At 35.9% G+C, this 19,673-nt stretch carries 10 protein-coding genes and 1 pseudogene; all 11 read left to right on the top strand.

What is annotated here, in order from left to right:
• Positions 1 to 98 precede the first annotated feature (98 nt).
• On the top strand, positions 99 to 1,112 hold the full coding sequence (locus I7822_RS20595; RefSeq protein WP_207980951.1) for an endo-1,4-beta-xylanase: 1,014 nt from the start codon (positions 99 to 101) through the stop codon (positions 1,110 to 1,112).
• 344 nt (positions 1,113 to 1,456) lie between these two features.
• Positions 1,457 to 3,451 carry a glycoside hydrolase family 43 protein gene (locus I7822_RS20590; protein ID WP_307847828.1) on the top strand — a complete coding sequence of 665 codons (1,995 nt, stop codon included), beginning with the start codon at positions 1,457 to 1,459 and terminating at the stop codon, positions 3,449 to 3,451.
• Between the two features lie 376 nt (positions 3,452 to 3,827).
• Positions 3,828 to 4,844, top strand: coding sequence for an ABC transporter substrate-binding protein (locus tag I7822_RS20585; protein ID WP_207980950.1), 1,017 nt, complete (start codon positions 3,828 to 3,830; stop codon positions 4,842 to 4,844).
• A 131-nt stretch (positions 4,845 to 4,975) separates the two neighbouring features.
• Positions 4,976 to 6,463: a sugar ABC transporter ATP-binding protein gene (locus I7822_RS20580; RefSeq protein WP_207981016.1), complete on the top strand. Its 1,488-nt coding sequence runs from the start codon at positions 4,976 to 4,978 to the stop codon at positions 6,461 to 6,463.
• A gap of 4 nt (positions 6,464 to 6,467) precedes the next feature.
• Positions 6,468 to 7,490, top strand: a complete 1,023-nt coding sequence (locus I7822_RS20575; protein WP_207980949.1) for an ABC transporter permease — start codon at positions 6,468 to 6,470, stop codon at positions 7,488 to 7,490.
• A complete protein-coding gene (gene yjfF, locus I7822_RS20570; RefSeq protein WP_207980948.1) occupies positions 7,487 to 8,482 on the top strand; it encodes a galactofuranose ABC transporter, permease protein YjfF in 996 nt (331 codons plus the stop codon). The genes I7822_RS20575 and yjfF overlap by 4 nt, the downstream gene beginning before the upstream one ends.
• Positions 8,483 to 8,502: 20 nt before the next feature.
• Positions 8,503 to 14,883 (top strand): immunoglobulin-like domain-containing protein, encoded by a 6,381-nt coding sequence (locus I7822_RS20565; RefSeq protein WP_207980947.1) that lies wholly within the window; start codon positions 8,503 to 8,505, stop codon positions 14,881 to 14,883.
• A gap of 184 nt (positions 14,884 to 15,067) precedes the next feature.
• A pseudogene (locus tag I7822_RS30850) lies at positions 15,068 to 16,354 on the top strand (immunoglobulin-like domain-containing protein); the annotation flags it as partial.
• A gap of 18 nt (positions 16,355 to 16,372) precedes the next feature.
• Positions 16,373 to 17,869, top strand: coding sequence for a LamG domain-containing protein (locus I7822_RS20555; protein ID WP_504739660.1), 1,497 nt, complete (start codon positions 16,373 to 16,375; stop codon positions 17,867 to 17,869).
• A 523-nt stretch (positions 17,870 to 18,392) separates the two neighbouring features.
• Positions 18,393 to 18,560: a preprotein translocase subunit SecE gene (gene secE, locus I7822_RS20550; protein ID WP_307847830.1), complete on the top strand. Its 168-nt coding sequence runs from the start codon at positions 18,393 to 18,395 to the stop codon at positions 18,558 to 18,560.
• A 197-nt stretch (positions 18,561 to 18,757) separates the two neighbouring features.
• Positions 18,758 to 19,673: preprotein translocase subunit SecY (gene secY / locus I7822_RS20545; RefSeq protein WP_207980944.1), on the top strand; the 916-nt coding region annotated here is incomplete at its 3' end.

Genomic DNA, 19,673 nt, shown 5'->3' with positions numbered 1-19,673 from the left:
AAAATGATAAATAACAAATCGTTTAGGCTTAATCAAGGAAAAAGTTGGTCTTTGTAACTTATATTTATAAAATCTATTAGCCATAGGGAGGGAAAGATATGAGTCAACTACAATCTAAGTTGAATATTCCATCTTTTTCAGACGTATATAGTGATTTCTTTTCAATTGGTGCCGCTATCAATCAACGTACAATTGAAAACTCAAAACAACTTTTAACCAAACATTTTAACAGTATAACAGCTGAGAATGATATGAAACCTGAAAATCTCCAGCCTGAGGAAAATAAATTTACGTTTGAAAAGGCAGATCAATTTGTAGCTTTTGCCGAAGAACATAAAATGAAGATGCGTGGTCATACATTGGTATGGCATAATCAAACTCCAGATTGGATGTTTACCACACCAGATGGTTCTGTTGCAAAAAGAGAATTGCTATTAGACCGAATGCAAACGCATATTTCAACCGTTGTAGGTCGTTATAAAGGCCGTATCCATAGTTGGGATGTTGTGAATGAGGTAATTGATGATAGTGAGAATTTCTTTTTAAGAAAATCAACCTATTTGGATATCGTAGGAGAAGATTTTATAGAAAAGTCATTTCGGTTTGCCCATGAGGCTGATCCAAAGGCATTGCTTTTTTATAACGATTATAATGAGAGTCACCCACAAAAACGTGACAAAATTTATAAATTAGTAAAATCTTTACTCGAAAAAGATGTTCCACTACATGGAATAGGCATGCAGGCACATTGGAATTTAACCAGTCCAACGTTAGATAACATTCGTGCTGCGATTGAAAAATATGCATCTCTTGGCTTGCAAATTCAGCTTACTGAACTAGATGTTTCGGTATTTGATACTACCGACAGAAGAACAGATCTAAAAGATCCAATGACTGAAATGGTTGCGTTACAAGAGGAACGCTATGAGCAGTTGTTTGCTTTGTTACGTGAATATAGGGACGTTATCAGTTGCGTTACCTTCTGGGGTGTTGCAGATGATTATACATGGTTAGACAACTTCCCTGTAAGAGGCAGAAAAAATTGGCCGTTATTATTTGATGACAATCAGCTTCCAAAACAAGCGTTTCATAAAATTACTAGTTTTAGATAATCTACACTATGTTACTTTCAATGTTTGAAGTGGGTGATTGAACCGAAACTACAACAATAGCTTGAATTGGATTAAATAATTGCAAGAAAGATCTAGTTACTCTATAGAACTTGAAAGCGCTTTAATATAGGGTATTCTATGTTTCTATCTCTTCAATTAAAGGGGGTGTTGTCCTATAAGCAAAATAATGTTTGTAATAAAATAAAAACGATAGGAGGGAGAATTTTATAGTAATTGGTGGTACAACAGAATTTTTTACTAAAAAGGAAATAAAAAGGATTCTAAGTCATTCGATTTAAAATCCTATTGATTAATAAAATCTTAGTAGAAGGAGATTTATAAGAGTGTATAAGAAGCTGTTTTTACTCATAATAATGTTTTCAATGTTACTGAATTTTGTACCAAGTAAAACGTCATTTGCTCAAATAAATGAAAGAAGTACAGTTACATCACCAACAGTTCTGAATGCGGAGTTAGGAGATGTTTTTGAAGTCATTGGTGCTCCAAATATAGAGTTAGAAGTCCCAGTGATATTGGATGAGTTGTCAAAGGGACGATATACCTCCATTGCTGCATCATTCAATATCCCTAATAGTCTAACTGTGACTGGGGTGGAATTCAACTCGAAAAATATTACTGGAGCAAGTTCATATACTTATTCCAATAATAATTTAATTCTTCATGTAAAGGGTGGTAATGTAAGCTTCTCACATAAAAAATCTGATTTATTCGCAACGATTAAATTAAAAGTAAAAGATTTTGTGACATCCGATAAGACGGATGTTATCAGGACCAATTATATCAAGGTCGATGGTGGAGACATTGAATATTCAGTACATGATGCAGTGGCTAACATTGGATTAAATCTACTGGATACAGGTGCAGTTGCGAAGATTCCTGGTTATGCCAATCCACTTATCAGCCATAAATTTGGTGCCGATCCACATGCTATGGTTTACGATGGAAGGATTTATATTTATTTAACAAATGATCAGTACGAATATGATGCAAACGGAAATGTCGTACCGAATACCTATGGCAAGATTAATACGGTTACCGTCATTTCTTCTGATGATATGGTCAACTGGACTGACCACGGTGCAATTCCTGTAGCAGGACCTAATGGCGCAGCAAAATGGGCGACTCAATCGTGGGCGGTATCTGTTGAACATAGGAATATTGAAGGTAAGGATAAATTTTTCTTGTATTTTTCAAATAACGCGTCAGGAATTGGCGTACTTACATCAGATAGTCCTATTGGGCCTTGGACAGATCCGCTTGGAAAACCTTTAGTAGCCCGGAATACACCTGAAGCTGAGGGTGTAACGTGGCTCTTTGACCCTGCAGCCTTTGTCGATGATGATGGTCAAGCATATTTGTATTACGGCGGCGGTGTACCAGGTTCACCACCAACCCAAGAGCAAGCTGAATCTCCGAAAACTGCCAGAGTTATTAAGTTAAGTGATGATATGATTCATACAGAAGGGGAAGCAAAAGTAATTGATGCACCATTCTTGTTCGAAGCTTCAGGTATTCACAAACGTAATGGTAAGTACTACTACTCATATAGTACAAATTTCTCTGGTGTACGTGAGGCAGACGATCCGAAGACTGGTGAAATTGCTTATATGATAAGTGAAAATCCGATGGGACCGTTTAAGTATGTGGGTACAGCACTTAAAAATCCATATCTATTTTTTGGTGTTGGAGGAAACAATCATCAGGATTTCTTTGAGTTTAAAGGCCAAACGTATATAACCTATCATGCACAAACATTAGCGAAAGAATTAGGAACTGCTCAAGGGTACCGTTCTCCTCACATTAATAAGGTTGAATATGATGAGAATGGTCATATAAAAGATGTCAAAGCAGATATGAAAGGTGTATCCCAGGTTACCAGCCTTGATCCATATAAGAGGAACGAGGCTGAAACAATCGCATGGAATGCTGGAATATCGACTGAGAAATCCGAAGCACCTGGCAGCTTGGTAGAGAGCATTAACCTTAATGTAACGGACATCAATAATGGAGAATGGATTGCTGTATCACAAGCAGATTTTGGTAAAAATCGAGCTGTATCATTCGAAACAAATATTGCGTCAACTTCAGGCGGTACAATTGAAATTCGCCTGGACAGTCCAGTTGGTAAAGTTATTGGTACGCTCGACGTTAAACCTACTGGTGGAGACCAAGAATGGCAACTGATGAAAACCAAAGTAAAGAACGTTAGCGGTAGACACAATATATTCTTCATGTTCAAAGGAGAAGGAGAAAACAACTTATTTAATATGGATTATTGGAAATTTACAACCTCAGAACAAAGTATATCAAGAAAATAAATAGCCCAGATTTGAAACAGACATAGGGATATCCTCTATGTCTGTTTTCTTTTTCAAAGTAGAATAAGTAAAAAGCATGTTAATAATAGCATTCTTACCTCCAAACAAATAAATTAGTATGCTAGCTTTAAGTAGAAATGATAAGATTTGGATTCCTGTTTCTTATTCTATTAGTTTTCGGCAAAAAATAATGCAATTTTTAAAAAGAATTTGAAGTTTTTCCTTTTTAGTAGAGGATTTTGAACTAAATAAATTTACAATTTTTTCGAAAGTTATTCCATTCACCAATTATGTGTAAACGCTTTATAATCAGAATATACAAATTCAAAAAAGTTAAAAAACTTTTGAATTGAAGAAAAAGGGGAGGCTTCATATTATGAAAAAGTTACTTAAAGGAAAAATGATTTTACTTCTTATGATGGCACTTATGCTCTTATTATCAGCATGTAACTCATCTGGTACAGGGGGGCAAACAGAATCTGGTGCTAGTTCAGGAGATTCTAAGTCTAGCGATAAGTTAGTAATAGGTTTTTCACAAGTAGGTGCTGAAAGTGAATGGAGAACTGCAAATACAAAGTCAATGCAGGATGCGATTAAAGCTGCAGGTCATGAATTGAAATTTTCAGATGCCCAACAAAAGCAAGAAAATCAAATTAAGGCCATTCGCTCATTCATCGCACAAAAAGTAGATGCAATTGTCTTCTCTCCTGTTGTTGAAACAGGATTTGAAACGGTGTTACAAGAAGCAAAGGATGCAGGGATTCCAGTATTTCTAGCAGACCGTTCTGTTGATATTGAAGATGACTCACTTTGGGTAACGTTTTTAGGTTCAGACTTTGTTGAAGAAGGTAGAAAAGCTGCGAATTGGTTAGTGGAAGAAACAAAGGATGAAGAAGGCGATGTTAATATCGTTGAGCTTCAAGGTACAGTAGGTTCAGCACCAGCTATTGACCGTAAAGAAGGGTTTGAAGAAGTAATCAAAGATCACCCTAATCTTAAAATTATCAAATCTCAAACAGGTGACTTTACACGTGCAAAAGGAAAAGAAGTAATGGAAGCGTTCTTAAAATCAGATGGAGACAACATTGATGTTTTATACGCTCATAACGATGATATGGCAATTGGTGCGATTCAAGCAATTGAAGAGTACGGATTAAAACCAGGTGAAGATATTAAAATCATTGGTGTTGATGCAGTAAAAGGTGCGTTCGAAGCAATGGCAGCAGGTAAAATGAACGTAACAGTTGAGTGTAACCCATTGTTTGGTCCGCAAATGGTCGATTTAATTGAAGCACATTTAGCTGGTGAAGAGATTGAAAAGCGTGTAGCTGTAGAAGAAAGCATGTATACAATGGATCAAGCTGAGGAATTACTCCCAACACGAGAGTATTAAACTAGGGAATAAAATAACAAATAAAGCCACTAGATAGGTAGTATATCCTTTACTATTAACTAACTAGTGGCTCTTAAAATAAGAGATTGTTAGGAGGGGAAATTGTGAAGAATCAGACTCCGATACTAATAATGGAAGGAATAACAAAGGAGTTCCCAGGAGTTAAAGCTTTATCTAACGTTCAGTTAAAACTATACCCTGGTGAGGTTCAAGCATTGATGGGGGAGAATGGTGCAGGGAAGTCGACATTAATTAAAGTATTAACAGGTGTTTATACGTTTGATGAAGGTTCAGTAACTCTAGAAGGTAAATCCATTCGCGTTACAAATCCACTTGAGGCGCAAAACTTAGGGATTAGCACGGTATACCAAGAAGTGAATTTATGTACAAACTTATCAGTAGTAGAAAATATCTTTATTGGTCGAGAAATTACGAAAAGAGGCCGCCTCGATTGGAAAGAAATGACGAGACAGGCAAAAGAGTTATTGAAAACAAGACTAAACTTAAGTATCGATGTAACAAAGCTATTGTCTTCCTATTCTGTAGCAATTCAGCAAATGATAGCGATCGCACGCTCCCTAAAAGTATCTGCAAAAGTACTCATTTTGGATGAACCAACATCAAGCCTTGATCAAAATGAGGTTAATCAATTGTTTAATGTAATTCGAAAATTAAAGCAGGAAGGCTTAGCAATTGTTTTTGTTAGTCACTTCCTTGATCAAATCTATGAAATTACAGATCGACTAACGGTCTTACGTAATGGCACATGGATTGGTGAATATAAGACAAATGAAATTGAAAGGCTTGAATTAGTCTCTAAGATGATTGGTAAAGACTTAAACGAGCTTAATCGTACAGAAAAAGGAACTAGTAGAAATTCATTTGATAAGAAAAAACTATTTTTGCAAGGAAAAAACATTTCGAAAAAAGGCAAAATTGCACCTTTTGATATTGATATACATGAAGGTGAAATTGTCGGACTTGCTGGGCTCCTTGGTTCAGGAAGAACGGAATTAGCAAGATTAATGTTTGGTGCAGATAAAGCTGATACAGGTGAAATCAAGATAACTGGTAGTAAAACAAATCTTTCTTCCCCTAAACAAGCTATCTCCAATGGAATCGCTTTTTGCTCTGAAAACCGCAAAGCAGAGGGAATCATTGCTGACCTAACAATAAGAGAAAACATGATCCTAGCTATGCAAGGAATCCAAGGATGGTTTAGATATATTCCAAAGAAAAGACAAATTGAAATTGCTGATGAATATATCAAACTATTGAACATTAATCCGCCAAATCCAGAGCAATTAATTAAAAATTTAAGTGGTGGAAATCAACAAAAGGTTTTGCTCGCTAGATGGTTGATTACGAATCCTAAATTATTAATTTTAGATGAACCTACAAGAGGAATTGATGTAGGAGCAAAAGCGGAAATTCAAAAATTAATGCTTTCATTAAGTAAAGAAGGTATGTCGATTTTATTTGTTTCTTCTGAAATAGAAGAAGTGTTACGTACTTGTCGTAAGATTGCTGTTCTACGAGATCATAAGAAAGTTTCCGAGATTGAGAATGATCAGCAAATTACACAAAAAGACATAATGAAGGCAATGGCTGGGGGATGACGTGATGAAATCAAAATTATTTTGGCCAATAGTCATTTTATTAATCATTCTATTAATCAATCTTTTTTTTGATAAAAACTTCTTTTCAATTGAAGTGAAAAATGGCTATTTAACAGGTAGTCTAATAGACATTCTTAATCGAGGGGCTCCATTGTTATTGGTTTCAATTGGAATGACTCTTGTCATTGCTACAAAAGGAGTTGATCTCGGAGTTGGTTCCGTCATAGCAATGGCTGGTGCCGTAGGTGCTATGACAGTAAGTGGTGCAAGTGGAGATAGTTTAGTACCACTATTCACTGCAATTGGTTTAGTTATTGGTATCTCTGTATTAACTGGTATATGGAATGGTGTACTTGTTTCTAGAATTGGGGTTCAACCAATCGTTGCAACATTAATCCTCATGGTTGCAGGGCGTGGAATTGCTCAATTAATCACAGATGGTCAAATCATGACTGTATATTATGATCCATATACGTTCATTGGTGGTGGTTACTTGTTAATGCTACCTTTTTCAATCTTTATCGTAGCTGCTGTGATGGCAGTTGCTTCACTCTTAACTAGAAAAACAGCAATCGGTTTATTTATTGAATCAGTAGGTACGAACCCAGAAGCAAGCCGTCTTTCCGGAATAAATTCAAAAAATATTTTATTAATGGTTTACGTGTTTTCCGGATTATGTGCAGGAATTGCTGGCTTAATCTTAAGTTCAAATGTAGCAAGCGCAGATGGAAACAATGCTGGGCTTTGGTATGAGCTGGATGCTATTCTAGCTGTAGTAATAGGTGGAACATCATTGAATGGTGGTAGATTTCACTTGATGGGAACAGTCATAGGTGCCCTTATCATTCAAAGTTTAACCACTACTATTTATTCGATTGGAATTGCTCCAGAAATAAACCTTGTCGTAAAAGCAATTGTAGTATTAATTGTTTGTCTTTTGCAATCACCTGAGTTTAGAAAGAAAGTATTTGGCGGTTTTACAGCGAAAAAAATAGAAAAGAAAAGTGAGGGAGTGTCGGTATCATGACAAATAAATTACAATTAGATTCTAAACATCTCCCTTTAATAGCAACAATCGGATTGTTTATCGTGATGTTTATTTTTGGCTCACTTAGATATACTGGATTTTTTTCAACACAAGTTTTTCTGAATTTGTTTATTGATAACGCATTCTTGATCGTTGTTGCAGTGGGAATGACATTTGTTATTTTATCAGGGGGAATTGATCTCTCTGTTGGTTCCATCATTGCGTTAACCAGTATGGTAGCAGCCAGTCTTACAATGAATGCCCAACTATCACCAGTCCTTGTTATTCCAATAAGTCTACTTGTTGGTACAGTTCTAGGTTTTTGTATGGGATGTCTGATTCAATACTATAATTTACAACCATTTATCGTTACACTTGCAGGAATGTTTCTTGCTAGAGGGCTATGTTATCTAATTAGTGTTGAATCAATTACGATTGACCATAAATTTTTTAGTTTTATGGCTAGTACTCGAATCCCAGTTGGGGGAGGGAATTTTATTTCCATAAGTGTCATAATCGCTATGCTAGTAGTAATTGCAGCAATTTTTATTGCTCACTACACTAAATTTGGACGTAATGTATATGCATTAGGTGGAAGTGAACAATCTGCATTATTAATGGGATTACCTGTAGGGAAAACAAAAATATTAATTTATACAGTTAGTGGTTTTTGTTCATCCCTTGCTGGCATAATTTTCACTTTTTATATGTTATCAGGATATGGACTTCATGCAAACGGTCTAGAGCTTGATACGATAGCTGCTGTTGTAATTGGTGGTACATTGCTCACAGGTGGTGCAGGATATGTAGCAGGTAGTGTTGTTGGGGTACTTATTTTAGGTATTATCCAAACCGTTATCGTATTTGAGGGAACGTTAAGCTCTTGGTGGACAAAGATTGCAATTGGAACATTATTATTATTGTTTATTGTATTGCAAAGAGTAATAGTAGCTAGAAGCAAGACGAATCAAACAACAGTATCGTCACGCTAATATAGTAAAGGAGTGAAAAAATGAAAAATAGAAAAAGATTTTCTATCTTTCTATTATCTATTATGATCTTTCAAACTTTGTCAGGATTAGTCCCACAATCATCATTTGCGGAAGAATTGAATTCTACAACCCCTGAATTGATTCTGCATTATGATATGAAATCAAACGTTAAAAATGGTGATCAAATTACGATGAAGGATGTATCAGGTAATGATGTAGCATTTGATGGAATATTTAAAAATCCAGAAAATGGTCATTTGGTTCATAATGATGAAGTTGGATATGTTTCTTTTAATGGTGGAAGTTCAACTTCAAATAGTGGATATATTGAAATACCAAAAGGTGAGAATGGTTCTGATTTATTAACTGGTTTACAAGATGTAACCATTTCGGCACTTGTGAATTGGAATAATGACGGAGCAAACCGTTGGATTTTTGGTTTAGGAGCAGTAACAGATGATGCGGAGAATGGGAATAAATATTTCTTTGTTACACCCCGACATGGTTCAGGAAATGTAGCAGCAACAGGGATTTCCAAAGCTGGATGGAGAAATGAATCACTAGTCAAAGGGACATCGACAATGAGAGCTGGAAAATGGGAAGTTGCAACTGTTGTTTTCTCAGAAAAAGCGAATGCTTTGACATTATATGTAAATGGGAATAAGGTAGCAACAGGATCAGCCGGTGGGAAAAAGTTATCGGAGATTATTGATCCATCAGCAGACTTTTCTGGTTTTCTTGGAAAATCAATCTTTAAAAATGATCCATATTTTAAAGGGATGATCGGTGATTTCCGAGTATATAATGGTGCATTATCAGATGAACAGGTGACTGATTTATATACAGAAACATCTAGTAAAATTGCCAAAATCAATCAGCTTGTTATAAATGAAGCCTCAGAATCTCTTGATATTGCTGAATATTTAGATAGCAGTGATGAAAGCACTGATAAAATAACGAATAATCTCGCACTTCCTACAAAGGGCAAGCATGGAGTAGATATTACTTGGAGTTCAAGTAACACTGAAGTCGTTGCAAATGACGGAACAGTTACTCGTCCTGATAAAACAGAATCGGATGTAGAAGTTGAATTAACAGCTACTATTTCTTATGAAGGACTTGCAACAAAGAAACCATTTATTGTAACCGTTTTAAAAGAGTATGCGGATGAACAAATAGTACAGCTGGATGCTTCAAACTTAACTTTACAAAACGTAAATCAAGTAAAAGGAAACTTAAGTTTACCAGTAAAAGGTGAACATGGGAGTTCCATTACATGGGAATCTTCCAATCCATTAATTGTTAAAGGATCTGCAGAAGCAACTGATAATGCGCATCAACTTGGCATGGTAACAAGACCTGAAGTAGATACAAAGGTTACATTAACAGCAACAATTTCTAATGGAGAAGCTGAAACGAAAAAAGAATTCAATCTTAACGTAATAAAAGATCCTGGCAAATTGACTTATGATGCTTACTTCTTCTCCTATTTCACTGGTGAATATGAAGGTGGAGAGGAAATTTCCTTCGCTACTGCAGAAGATCCATTAAAATGGCGAGCATTAAATAATGGTCAATCCGTTATTCAATCAAATATGGGTGAAAAGGGGCTTAGAGACCCATTTATCATTCGATCTCCTGAAGGGGATAAATTTTATATGTTGGCAACTGACTTAAAAATGGGCGAGAGCACCAACTTTGACCAGGCGCAAATCACTGGAAGTCATTCCCTTATGATCTGGGAATCTGATGATTTTGTAAATTGGAGCGAACAGCGAATGGTAGAAGTTGCTCCTAAAACTGGTGGCAATACTTGGGCACCTGAAGCTATTTATAACGAAAAAACTGGCGAATACGTTGTATTCTGGGCTTCTTCAATGAAAAATGAAGAAACATATGGTGATTTCCCAAATGGAAGACCAGCAGGACAGTACAATGTGATGTATTACGCAACAACTAGGGATTTCCATTCGTTCTCTGAGCCAAAAGTGTTTATTGATGAAGGCTTCCCTACAATTGATACAAGCATCGTCCAAAATAACAACACTCTTTATCGATTTACTAAATCGGAAGTGAATTACAGAGTGTATTACGAAAAAGCAACAGATATCTTCCAAGATAAAGATGGAATCAAGGAAAATGGGTTTCAATATGATCTGATTTCAGGTACAAAAGATGGAAACAGAGGACTTATCGGTCATCAAGGAAACAATGAGGGTCAAACAATATTTAAAGACATCCATGATGATAAATGGTATATGTTCTTAGATTCTTGGCCATATCATGTTCGTTGGTCTACAGATCTGGAAGATGGATCACAATTTGTCAACAATTTATTTCTAGAATCTGAATATGCGCTGCCACCAGGACCACGACATGGTACGGTTATTCCAATCACCCGTGCGGAATATAATGCCCTTCAAGACAAATATGGCATGCCTGCACCAGAGCAATCTAAAGAACCAGTTGTTCATTATACATTTGACAAGGAAGATATTGATGGAACAACTGTAAAAGATGTTTCAAATAATGGTTTTGATGCAAAATTAGTAGGTGGATCTAAGATTGATTCAACTGACACAGTTGGTCAATCAACAGGAGCAGTAGAATTAGATGGAAGTTCAGGATATGTTGAGTTACCGAAAAATACAATTAAAGACCTTAACCTAGAAAGTATGACAATGTCTACGTGGGTTAAAGTACAGGGAGATCAAGCAAACCAACGAATTTTTGATTTTTCATCTAATACTGGAAGAGTTGCAAACCGTAATACAATGTATTTAAGCACACAGGGTGATGCAGGTAACTTAGAATTTGCCATTGTTACACCATTCACCGAAAAGTTTGCAAATCAAAATTCTCTTTTAGGAAGTACCTATAAATATGCTGTGAGAGCTCCAATGCTTACTACTGCAAATTGGCATCATGTAGCAATGACGGTTGATGGATTTGACGCAGTATTATATGTAGATGGAAAAGAAGTCTCAAGGAGCTCAACTTATAATGTAGAGCCAAGAATGCTTATAGAAACAACGATGAACTATTTAGGTAAGTCTAGCAATGAAAATCACAGTCTTTTTAACGGGAAATTTGATGACTTTAGAATTTATAACCGTGCTCTTAATGCCGAAGAAGTTGCTAGTTTAGCAGATGAAGAGGTTACGGAAACTCCAGTTGAGAAGCCGGAAAAAGCTGAGTTAATTCTTGATTATGATATGAACAATATTGAAGGTACAAAAGTAGTAGATGGTACAGGTAATTTTGAAGGGAAGCTTATCAATCCTCAGAACGCTGAACTGATTAAAGGGGATGAGACAGGAGTTATCGGCTTTAAAGGCGGTTCCACAAGCTCGTATATTGAGATGCCTCAAGGTGTACTAAACGGGTTAGAGAGTGTGACCGTTTCTTCATTAGTGAATTGGGAAGGCAAAAATGAGGCTGAATGGATATTTGCTTTAGGTCAGGATAGCAATAAATATTTATTTACGACTCCAAAACGTAATTCAGGTGACCGATCTGCACGTGTAGGTCTTGGAATCACAAGCTGGCAAAATGAGGCTGGGGCAAATGCAACAACTGGTGCCTTAAAGTCAAATGAGTGGAAATTGGTTACAGCCGTTATGTCTGGTGAAGATAAAACATTGAAATTGTATATTGATGGTGTTGAAGTTGCAACTGGATCTACAAATGGTTATACATTAGCACAGATAAACAATAGTAATGGATTAAGCGGATTTATCGGACGATCATTCTATTCTAGTGATCCATACTTTGGCGGAATGATTTCTGATTTTGAAGTATATGATGGAGCCTTATCGGCATCAGAGGTGAGTAAATTGAAAGAAGCAGCAGATACAAAAATTGCTAAAATGAATGGTTTATTACTTCAAAATGCGTTCAAACAATTAGACTACTCAACTATTATTAATAAGAACGAAACGAAAGATGAAATCACAACAGATTTATCATTCCCTAAGACGGGAGCAAATGGAACAACCATCACATGGGAATCACAAAATCAAGATATCATCACAAATGAAGGGAAGGTTACTAGACCGTCCTTTGAAGAAGGAAATCAAACAGTAACCATTACAGCAACTATTTCAGACGGAAACAACGAGGCAACAAAAGAATTTACAGTAACTGTAGTAAAGAAACCGCATGATTCTGTCGCAGTCAGAACAGATGCAGAAGCATTAAAGGTATATAACATTCATGATGTTCGCGGAAATCTAACATTACCGACATCTGGAGAAAACGGGTCAACGATTACATGGAAATCAAGTGATTCAAAGATCATTACAGCAACTGGAGAGGTAAAACGCCCTGAACATGGTGAAGGAAATACTAAAGTTAAGTTAACAGCAACGATCAAATTAAATAACGAAACGATTACAAAGGCATTTTTAGCAAATGTCAAAGAAATGCCGAAAAAAGAAAAGTATGAAGGTTACGTTTTCAGTTACTTTACAGGCGAAGGCTACACGAATGGTGAGCAAATTTATTTCTCCTTAAGTGAAGGGAACAATCCACTTAAATGGAATGAGTTAAACAATGGAGAACCAGCAATCACTTCTGATTTAGGTGAAAAAGGACTGAGAGATCCGTTTATCATTCGCTCTCCTGAAGGAGATAAATTCTATTTAATTGCAACAGATTTAAAAATCAATGGCGATTGGAATTGGGATCGAGCACAAAGATCAGGAAGTAGATCGATCATGGTTTGGGAATCCACTGATTTGATTAATTGGTCTGAGCAAAGAATGGTCGATGTAGCACCAAAAGAGGCAGGAAATACTTGGGCACCTGAAATCTTTTACGATGACTCAACAGGAGAATATGTTGTTTTCTGGGCTTCAAAGCTATACGACAATGAAGAACATAGTGGATCAACTTATAACAAAATGATGTACAGTAAAACAAGAGATTTCTATACATTTACAGAACCTGAAGTATATATTGATCGTGGATACTCAGTTATTGATACAACGATGATTGAACATGACGATAAAGTTTATCGATTATCAAAGGATGAAAGAAACAATACAACATCCTCACCAAACGGTAAATTTATTTTCCAAGAGGTAGGAGATTCCGTACTTGACCCTAACTTCGATCTTATTAAAGAAGGAATTGGCAAAGGCTCAATTGGTGCTGGGGAAGGGCCTACAATCTTCAAATCGAATACAGAAGAAAAATGGTATATGTTCATTGATGAATTTGGCGGTAGAGGATATGTTCCTTTTGAAACAACCGATTTGCAGTCAGGTGAATGGAAAATGTCTGAAGACTATGACTTACCAGCACGTCCGCGTCATGGAACAGTAATCCCTGTTACAAAAGCTGAGCATGAGGCAATACTTGCAAATGTTCCAGCAGTTAAAGTCCCAAGCGCCGAACAATTTCCAACAAGTGTAACACTTGATCAAGAAACATTGAAGTTGTCAGAGGGTCAGACAGGAAAGCTAATTGCAACAGTTGCACCTAATGACGCAGTCAATAAAGCTGTTGTTTGGTCTAGTAATAATGAAGAGGTTGCTACTGTTGACGAAAACGGAAAAGTAACTGCCCTGAAGGAAGGGATCGCGAAAATCAGTGCAACAACAGTTGATGGCGGTTTAATGGCAGTTAGTGTCGTCACAGTAGAGAAACAACAAGATCCTACACCACCTGAAGGACAATTTATTATTAATGATGGTGAGAAGTATACAAATGATTCAACTGTCACTTTAACTCTAGAAGCCAAGGATGATTTAAGCGGTGTTCATCAAGTTCGTTATTCAACTGATGGAAAAGAGTTTAGTGAATGGGAAGAATTTAAATCATCAAAAGAATTAACATTGCCAGCTGGTGATGGAGAGAAAACAGTCTTTGTTGAATTTAAAGACCATGCTGGAAATATCAGCGAGTCATATCAACAGAAGATAACTCTAGATACAACTGCACCAGTGATAGAGTTTACGGGTTATAAAGAAACTTATTCCGTTGATTCGTCTATTAAAATCACTTGCAGTATTATTGATGAGCTGTCAGGGATTGCTTCAAAAGAATGCGAAAATGTTGAAGGACCAGCCTATGAATTTGAACTGGGAATAAATAAAATTACGGCAACAGCGACAGATAACGCTGGAAATACTGCGAAAGCTGAAATCGAATTTACAGTGACTGTTGACTTTGATAGTTTAGGTCGTTTAACGGAAGCTCTAGTCACGAAAGAAGGAGTCGCTGAATCACTAGTGAAAAAGCTTCAATCTGCGAAAGAATCAGCAGCAAAGGATAATAATCAGGCAATGAATGGTCAATTAAATGCTTATGAAAATCAATTAAAAGCTCAAAGTGGAAAATCAATCCCAGAAGAAAATACAAAAATATTGATAAATTTAGTAAAACAAATGAATTAGAATAATACTTTGAAGGTATCGTTTAAATAGAAGAACTAGTTTTCAAGTCTTAGACTAGAAAGCTAGTTTTTTCATTGGAAAATTTTATAACTAGTTTATTCAAATAGTGGAAAATCAGCTCTAAAGATTTTAAGTATGAAAGCGTTTTAAATGTTAAACTATTATCAACAAATGAAGGAAGGTAATGAAGAAAATGGTAAAACGAACACTTATAATTTTTTTGGTTTTTAATTTTGTATTCAGTAACCTGTATCATGTTATTGGTGGTAGTTTACTTGTAAAAGCGGAAGGTGAAAATCCAATTTTAATAGAAGGGAAATCAAAATTAGTTATTCCAAATGAAAAGAATATACGTGGAAATATTACATTACCAAACGAAATAAATGTAAATGGAAATAAGATAAATATCACCTGGGAATCTTCGAATCCATCTGTCATTTCTGATAAAGAAACAGGAGAAAGTAGAGAAATACCTGCTGGTGTTGTTAAACGGCAATCTACAGATCAAAACGTAAAATTAACGGCAGTCTTTCAATTTAATGGAGAAGTTAGTGAAAAGGTATTCGATACAGTCGTAAAAAAAGCAATTCAATTAGATGACTTTAAAGGTTATATTTATACTTATTTCCGTGCTAACTTATATGGGGATGGGGAAAGCCAACAAATTCATCTTGCTTCAAGTAAAAATGGACTTTTCTGGGATGATATGAATAACAATGAACCAATATTAGAATCTACTTTAGGAACGAAAGGTCTGCGTGATTCCTATGTTGTCAGATAACCAGAAGGTGACAAATTTTATCTGATTGCAACAGATTTAGATGCAAATGCCGGGAATTGGCCGCAATATGCAAATAACGGAAGTAAATCGATTATGGTTTGGGAATCAGATGACTTAATAAATTGGTCTGACCAAAGAATGATTGAAATTGCTCCTGAGGATGCAGGAAATGCATGGGCACCAGAGACTATTTACGATCCAACAACTGGCGAATATGTTGTATATTGGGCATCAAATGTTGATGGACACAATATATATTATGCAAAAACTCGTGATTTCTGGACATTTACAAAGCCTGAAATCTATGTACCCAAAACAGAAACAAATACATTCATTGATACATCAATGATCGAACACAATGGAAGCTATTATCGTTTTACAAAAAATGAACAGGATATAAGTGTCTTCTTAGAGAAAAGTGATTCTGTTCTTGGTGATTTTGAATTAGTTAAAAATAAAGTAGGGGACCAAGGCGGAGTGGAGGGTCCTGGAATCTTTAAGATGAACGGAATAGAAAAATGGATTCTGTTATTAGATGGTTATGCAGGATCTAATTCAGGTGCTGGTTTCTTTCCATTAATTGCGGAAAGCGCTGAGGATTTAGACAAAGGTAATTTTAGAAGATTAGAAAATACAGAGTTTAGGATGCCAACAGGGGCAAAACACGGTAGCATTTTGCCTGTTACTCAAAAAGAGTATGATGCAGTGATGGAAAAGTGGGGCAAAGCTCTTGTAAAACCAGTTTCACCAGATACTGGTGAAAAAATCATTCCTGATTTAAAATATACGTTTGATGAAGACTTACAAGGAACGACAGTAAAAAATACAAGTGCATCTAGTGTACAAAATAATGGTAAGCTTCATAATGGTGCAAGTTATAAAGAAGATGCAGAGAAAGGAAAGGTATTGTATCTTGGTGGAGGAAATGCAGGTACGGAAAGTCCGTATTTGGAATTCCCGCAGGGTTATTTTGATGGTAAAGATAATGTATCTATTTTTATGGATATTAAGTCTGAAATGGATAATCAATTCTTTTTTACCTTCGGAGTTGGGCAGAATGAACAAAAGTATTTATTTTTGCGAACAAGACCAAATGAAATTTACTCAACATTAACCGTAAAATCATGGTCAAAAGAACAAAAAGTAATAGAACAACTGAGTAGTCCAATAAAAAACACTTGGACGAATATTGGTATTGTACTTGAGAGAAATGCGGACGGTAATCATAGTACGATGAAGCTCTATAAAGATGGTGTACTTGTGGGAGAAGAAACTCAGTTAGTGGCGAATCTTTCTACAATGGGGGCTGATCTAAAAGCTTATTTAGGCAAAGCATTTTACAACGACCCTTATTTCAAAGGTGCTTTTGATAATGTTCGTGTTTATAACCGAGCGTTAACAGATGATCAGGTTAATCACGTATTCAATCAAGATCCAGAAGAGCCAGGCGAAGAGGCTGACGAAACACCTCCAGAAGGTCAGTTTACCATTAATAATGGTGCAGAGTTTACGAATAAATCAACTGCCAATCTATCTCTAGAAGCGAAGGATGATATAAGCGGAGTTAGTCAGGTACGCTATTCAACTAATGCAAAAGAGTGGAGTGAATGGGAAGAATTTAAACCTTCAATAGAATTAACGTTGCCAGCTGGTGATGGAGAGAAAACAGTCTTTGTTGAATTTAAAGACCATGCTGGAAATATCAGCGAGTCATATCAACAGAAGATAACTCTAGATACAACTGCACCAGTGATAGAGTTTACGGGTTATAAAGAAACTTATTCCGTTGATTCGTCTATTAAAATCACTTGCAGTATTATTGATGAGCTGTCAGGGATTGCTTCAAAAGAATGTGAAAATGTTGAAGGACCAGCCTATGAATTTGAACTGCGAATAAATAAAATTACGGCAACAGCGACAGATAACGCTGGAAATACTGCGAAAGCTGAAATCGAATTTACAGTGACTGTTGACTTTGATAGTTTAGGTCGTTTAACGGAAGCTCTAGTCACGAAAGAAGGAGTCGCTGAATCACTAGTGAAAAAGCTTCAATCTGCGAAAGAATCAGCAGCAAAGGATAATAATCAGGCGATGAATGGTCAATTAAATGCTTATGAAAATCAATTAAAAGCTCAAAGTGGAAAATCAATTTCAGAGGAAAATACAAAAATATTGATAAATTTATTAAAACAAATGAAAGAGTAAAAACGATAAAAACTAGCTTCCAAGTCTTAGAACAAGAAGCTAGTTTTTTATATGTAATATGATTTTGGACCATAGTTTATATTCCTTACATAATTACAGAATATTACTCATTAGTAGGGAGAGCGAAATAAATTATACTTTTCTCAAAAAAATTTCTATTTCCTTAATCGTGAAAGCGCTTTACAATATAGTATATATATCATTTAATAAAAAGGCTGTTTTCGCAAACTTTGTTGCTATTTACCAAGAATTGCGGTGTGGTTGATTGCAGCGAGAGTTGCTCGCTTTCCGCGGGGCGGGCGGTGAGCCTCCTCAGCGTAAACGCCTGCGGGGTCTCACCTGTCCCGCTGCTCCCGCAGGAGTCTCGCACTTCTGCTCCAATCAACCTTCAACAGTTTTTGTTTTAAAAGTAACAATCTCTTAGAAAAGAGCCAATAAAAAAGAACGATCAATAAAAAATTAGGGGGTGGTTCTTATTTATAAGGATGTTCTAAAAGTAGATGTAGTAGAAGGAAAAAAAGGTATTGTGAATTTTTTCGGTGATATAAATCGTGAAATGAAGAAGGTTAGTTGGCCAAAGAGAAAAGAATTATCAAGGTATACAATTATAGTTCTATCTACTGTAATAGTAACAAGTGCTTTTTTTGCAATTATTGACTTATGTATTTCATTTCTTATTCGTTTTTTTTAAATAACTAATTAAGATGTGTTACTATTATCAGCAAATTTTTTACTTAACGTCTATGTCTTTGTATCAACAAATACAATAATTGCTGATTAAGTTATAAAGTTAAGTGGAAAAAGCAAAATTGATCTGATAGGGAAAGTTAACAAATTCCCTGCGAAAAGGTTATTGAATTTACTAGAGCTAAAGCTTGAGGTGATCTAATGTTTAAAACAATCTCCAATTTTATGCGCGTAGGTGATATTAGAAGTAAGATCATATTCACCCTTTTAATGTTAGTGGTATTTCGTATTGGTACGTTCATTCCTGTGCCAAATGTTAATGCAGATGTTCTTCAAGCACAGGATGAGCTGAATGTATTCGGAATCTTAAACACATTCGGTGGCGGTGCGTTGTATAATTTTTCTATCCTAGCGATGGGGATTATGCCATATATCACTGCTTCGATCATCATTCAACTTTTACAGATGGATGTTGTACCAAAATTTACTGAGTGGTCAAAACAAGGTGATGTTGGGCGTCGTAAACTCGCTCAATTTACACGATACTTTACGATCATATTAGGATTCATCCAGGCGTTAGGTATGTCCTACGGATTTAATACTCAGTCAGGTGGATTGCTTATTGAGAATCCTGGGATTGGAACATACTTATTAATTGCAATTGTATTAACTGCTGGTACAGCATTTTTAATGTGGTTAGGAGAACAGATCACTTCTAAAGGTGTTGGTAATGGTATTTCCATTATCATCTTTGCTGGGATCGTTGCAGGAATTCCCTCAACAATTAACCAAATCTATGCACAACAATTTGAAGATGCGGGTGACCAACTATTTATTAGAATCGTAACAGTCGTCATTCTTTTATTGGCAATATTAGCAGTTGTGGTTGGAGTTATCTTCATTCAACAAGCACTTCGTAAGATACCAATTCAATACGCTAAGCGTTCTGGGAATAACAATATGGCTGGAGGGCAATCGACTCATCTTCCGTTGAAAGTTAATCCTGCTGGCGTTATTCCTGTTATCTTTGCGGTGTCATTCATCATTACACCACCAACGATTGCAGCATTTTTTGGCCCTAATGATGTGACTGATTGGATCCAGAAAACATTTGATT

Source organism: Metabacillus bambusae, assembly GCF_017497975.1.
Lineage (GTDB): Bacteria > Bacillota > Bacilli > Bacillales > Bacillaceae > Metabacillus > Metabacillus bambusae.
This window is presented reverse-complemented; position numbering and strand designations above follow the sequence as displayed.

Coding starts and splice junctions, on each gene's coding strand:
- I7822_RS20595 (WP_207980951.1), top strand. CDS start 99: ATGAGTCAACTACAATCTAAGTTGAATATTCCATCTTTTTCAGACGTA.
- I7822_RS20585 (WP_207980950.1), top strand. CDS start 3,828: ATGAAAAAGTTACTTAAAGGAAAAATGATTTTACTTCTTATGATGGCA.
- I7822_RS20580 (WP_207981016.1), top strand. CDS start 4,976: ATGGAAGGAATAACAAAGGAGTTCCCAGGAGTTAAAGCTTTATCTAAC.
- I7822_RS20575 (WP_207980949.1), top strand. CDS start 6,468: ATGAAATCAAAATTATTTTGGCCAATAGTCATTTTATTAATCATTCTA.
- yjfF (WP_207980948.1), top strand. CDS start 7,487: ATGACAAATAAATTACAATTAGATTCTAAACATCTCCCTTTAATAGCA.
- I7822_RS20565 (WP_207980947.1), top strand. CDS start 8,503: ATGAAAAATAGAAAAAGATTTTCTATCTTTCTATTATCTATTATGATC.
- I7822_RS20555 (WP_504739660.1), top strand. CDS start 16,373: ATGGAAAAGTGGGGCAAAGCTCTTGTAAAACCAGTTTCACCAGATACT.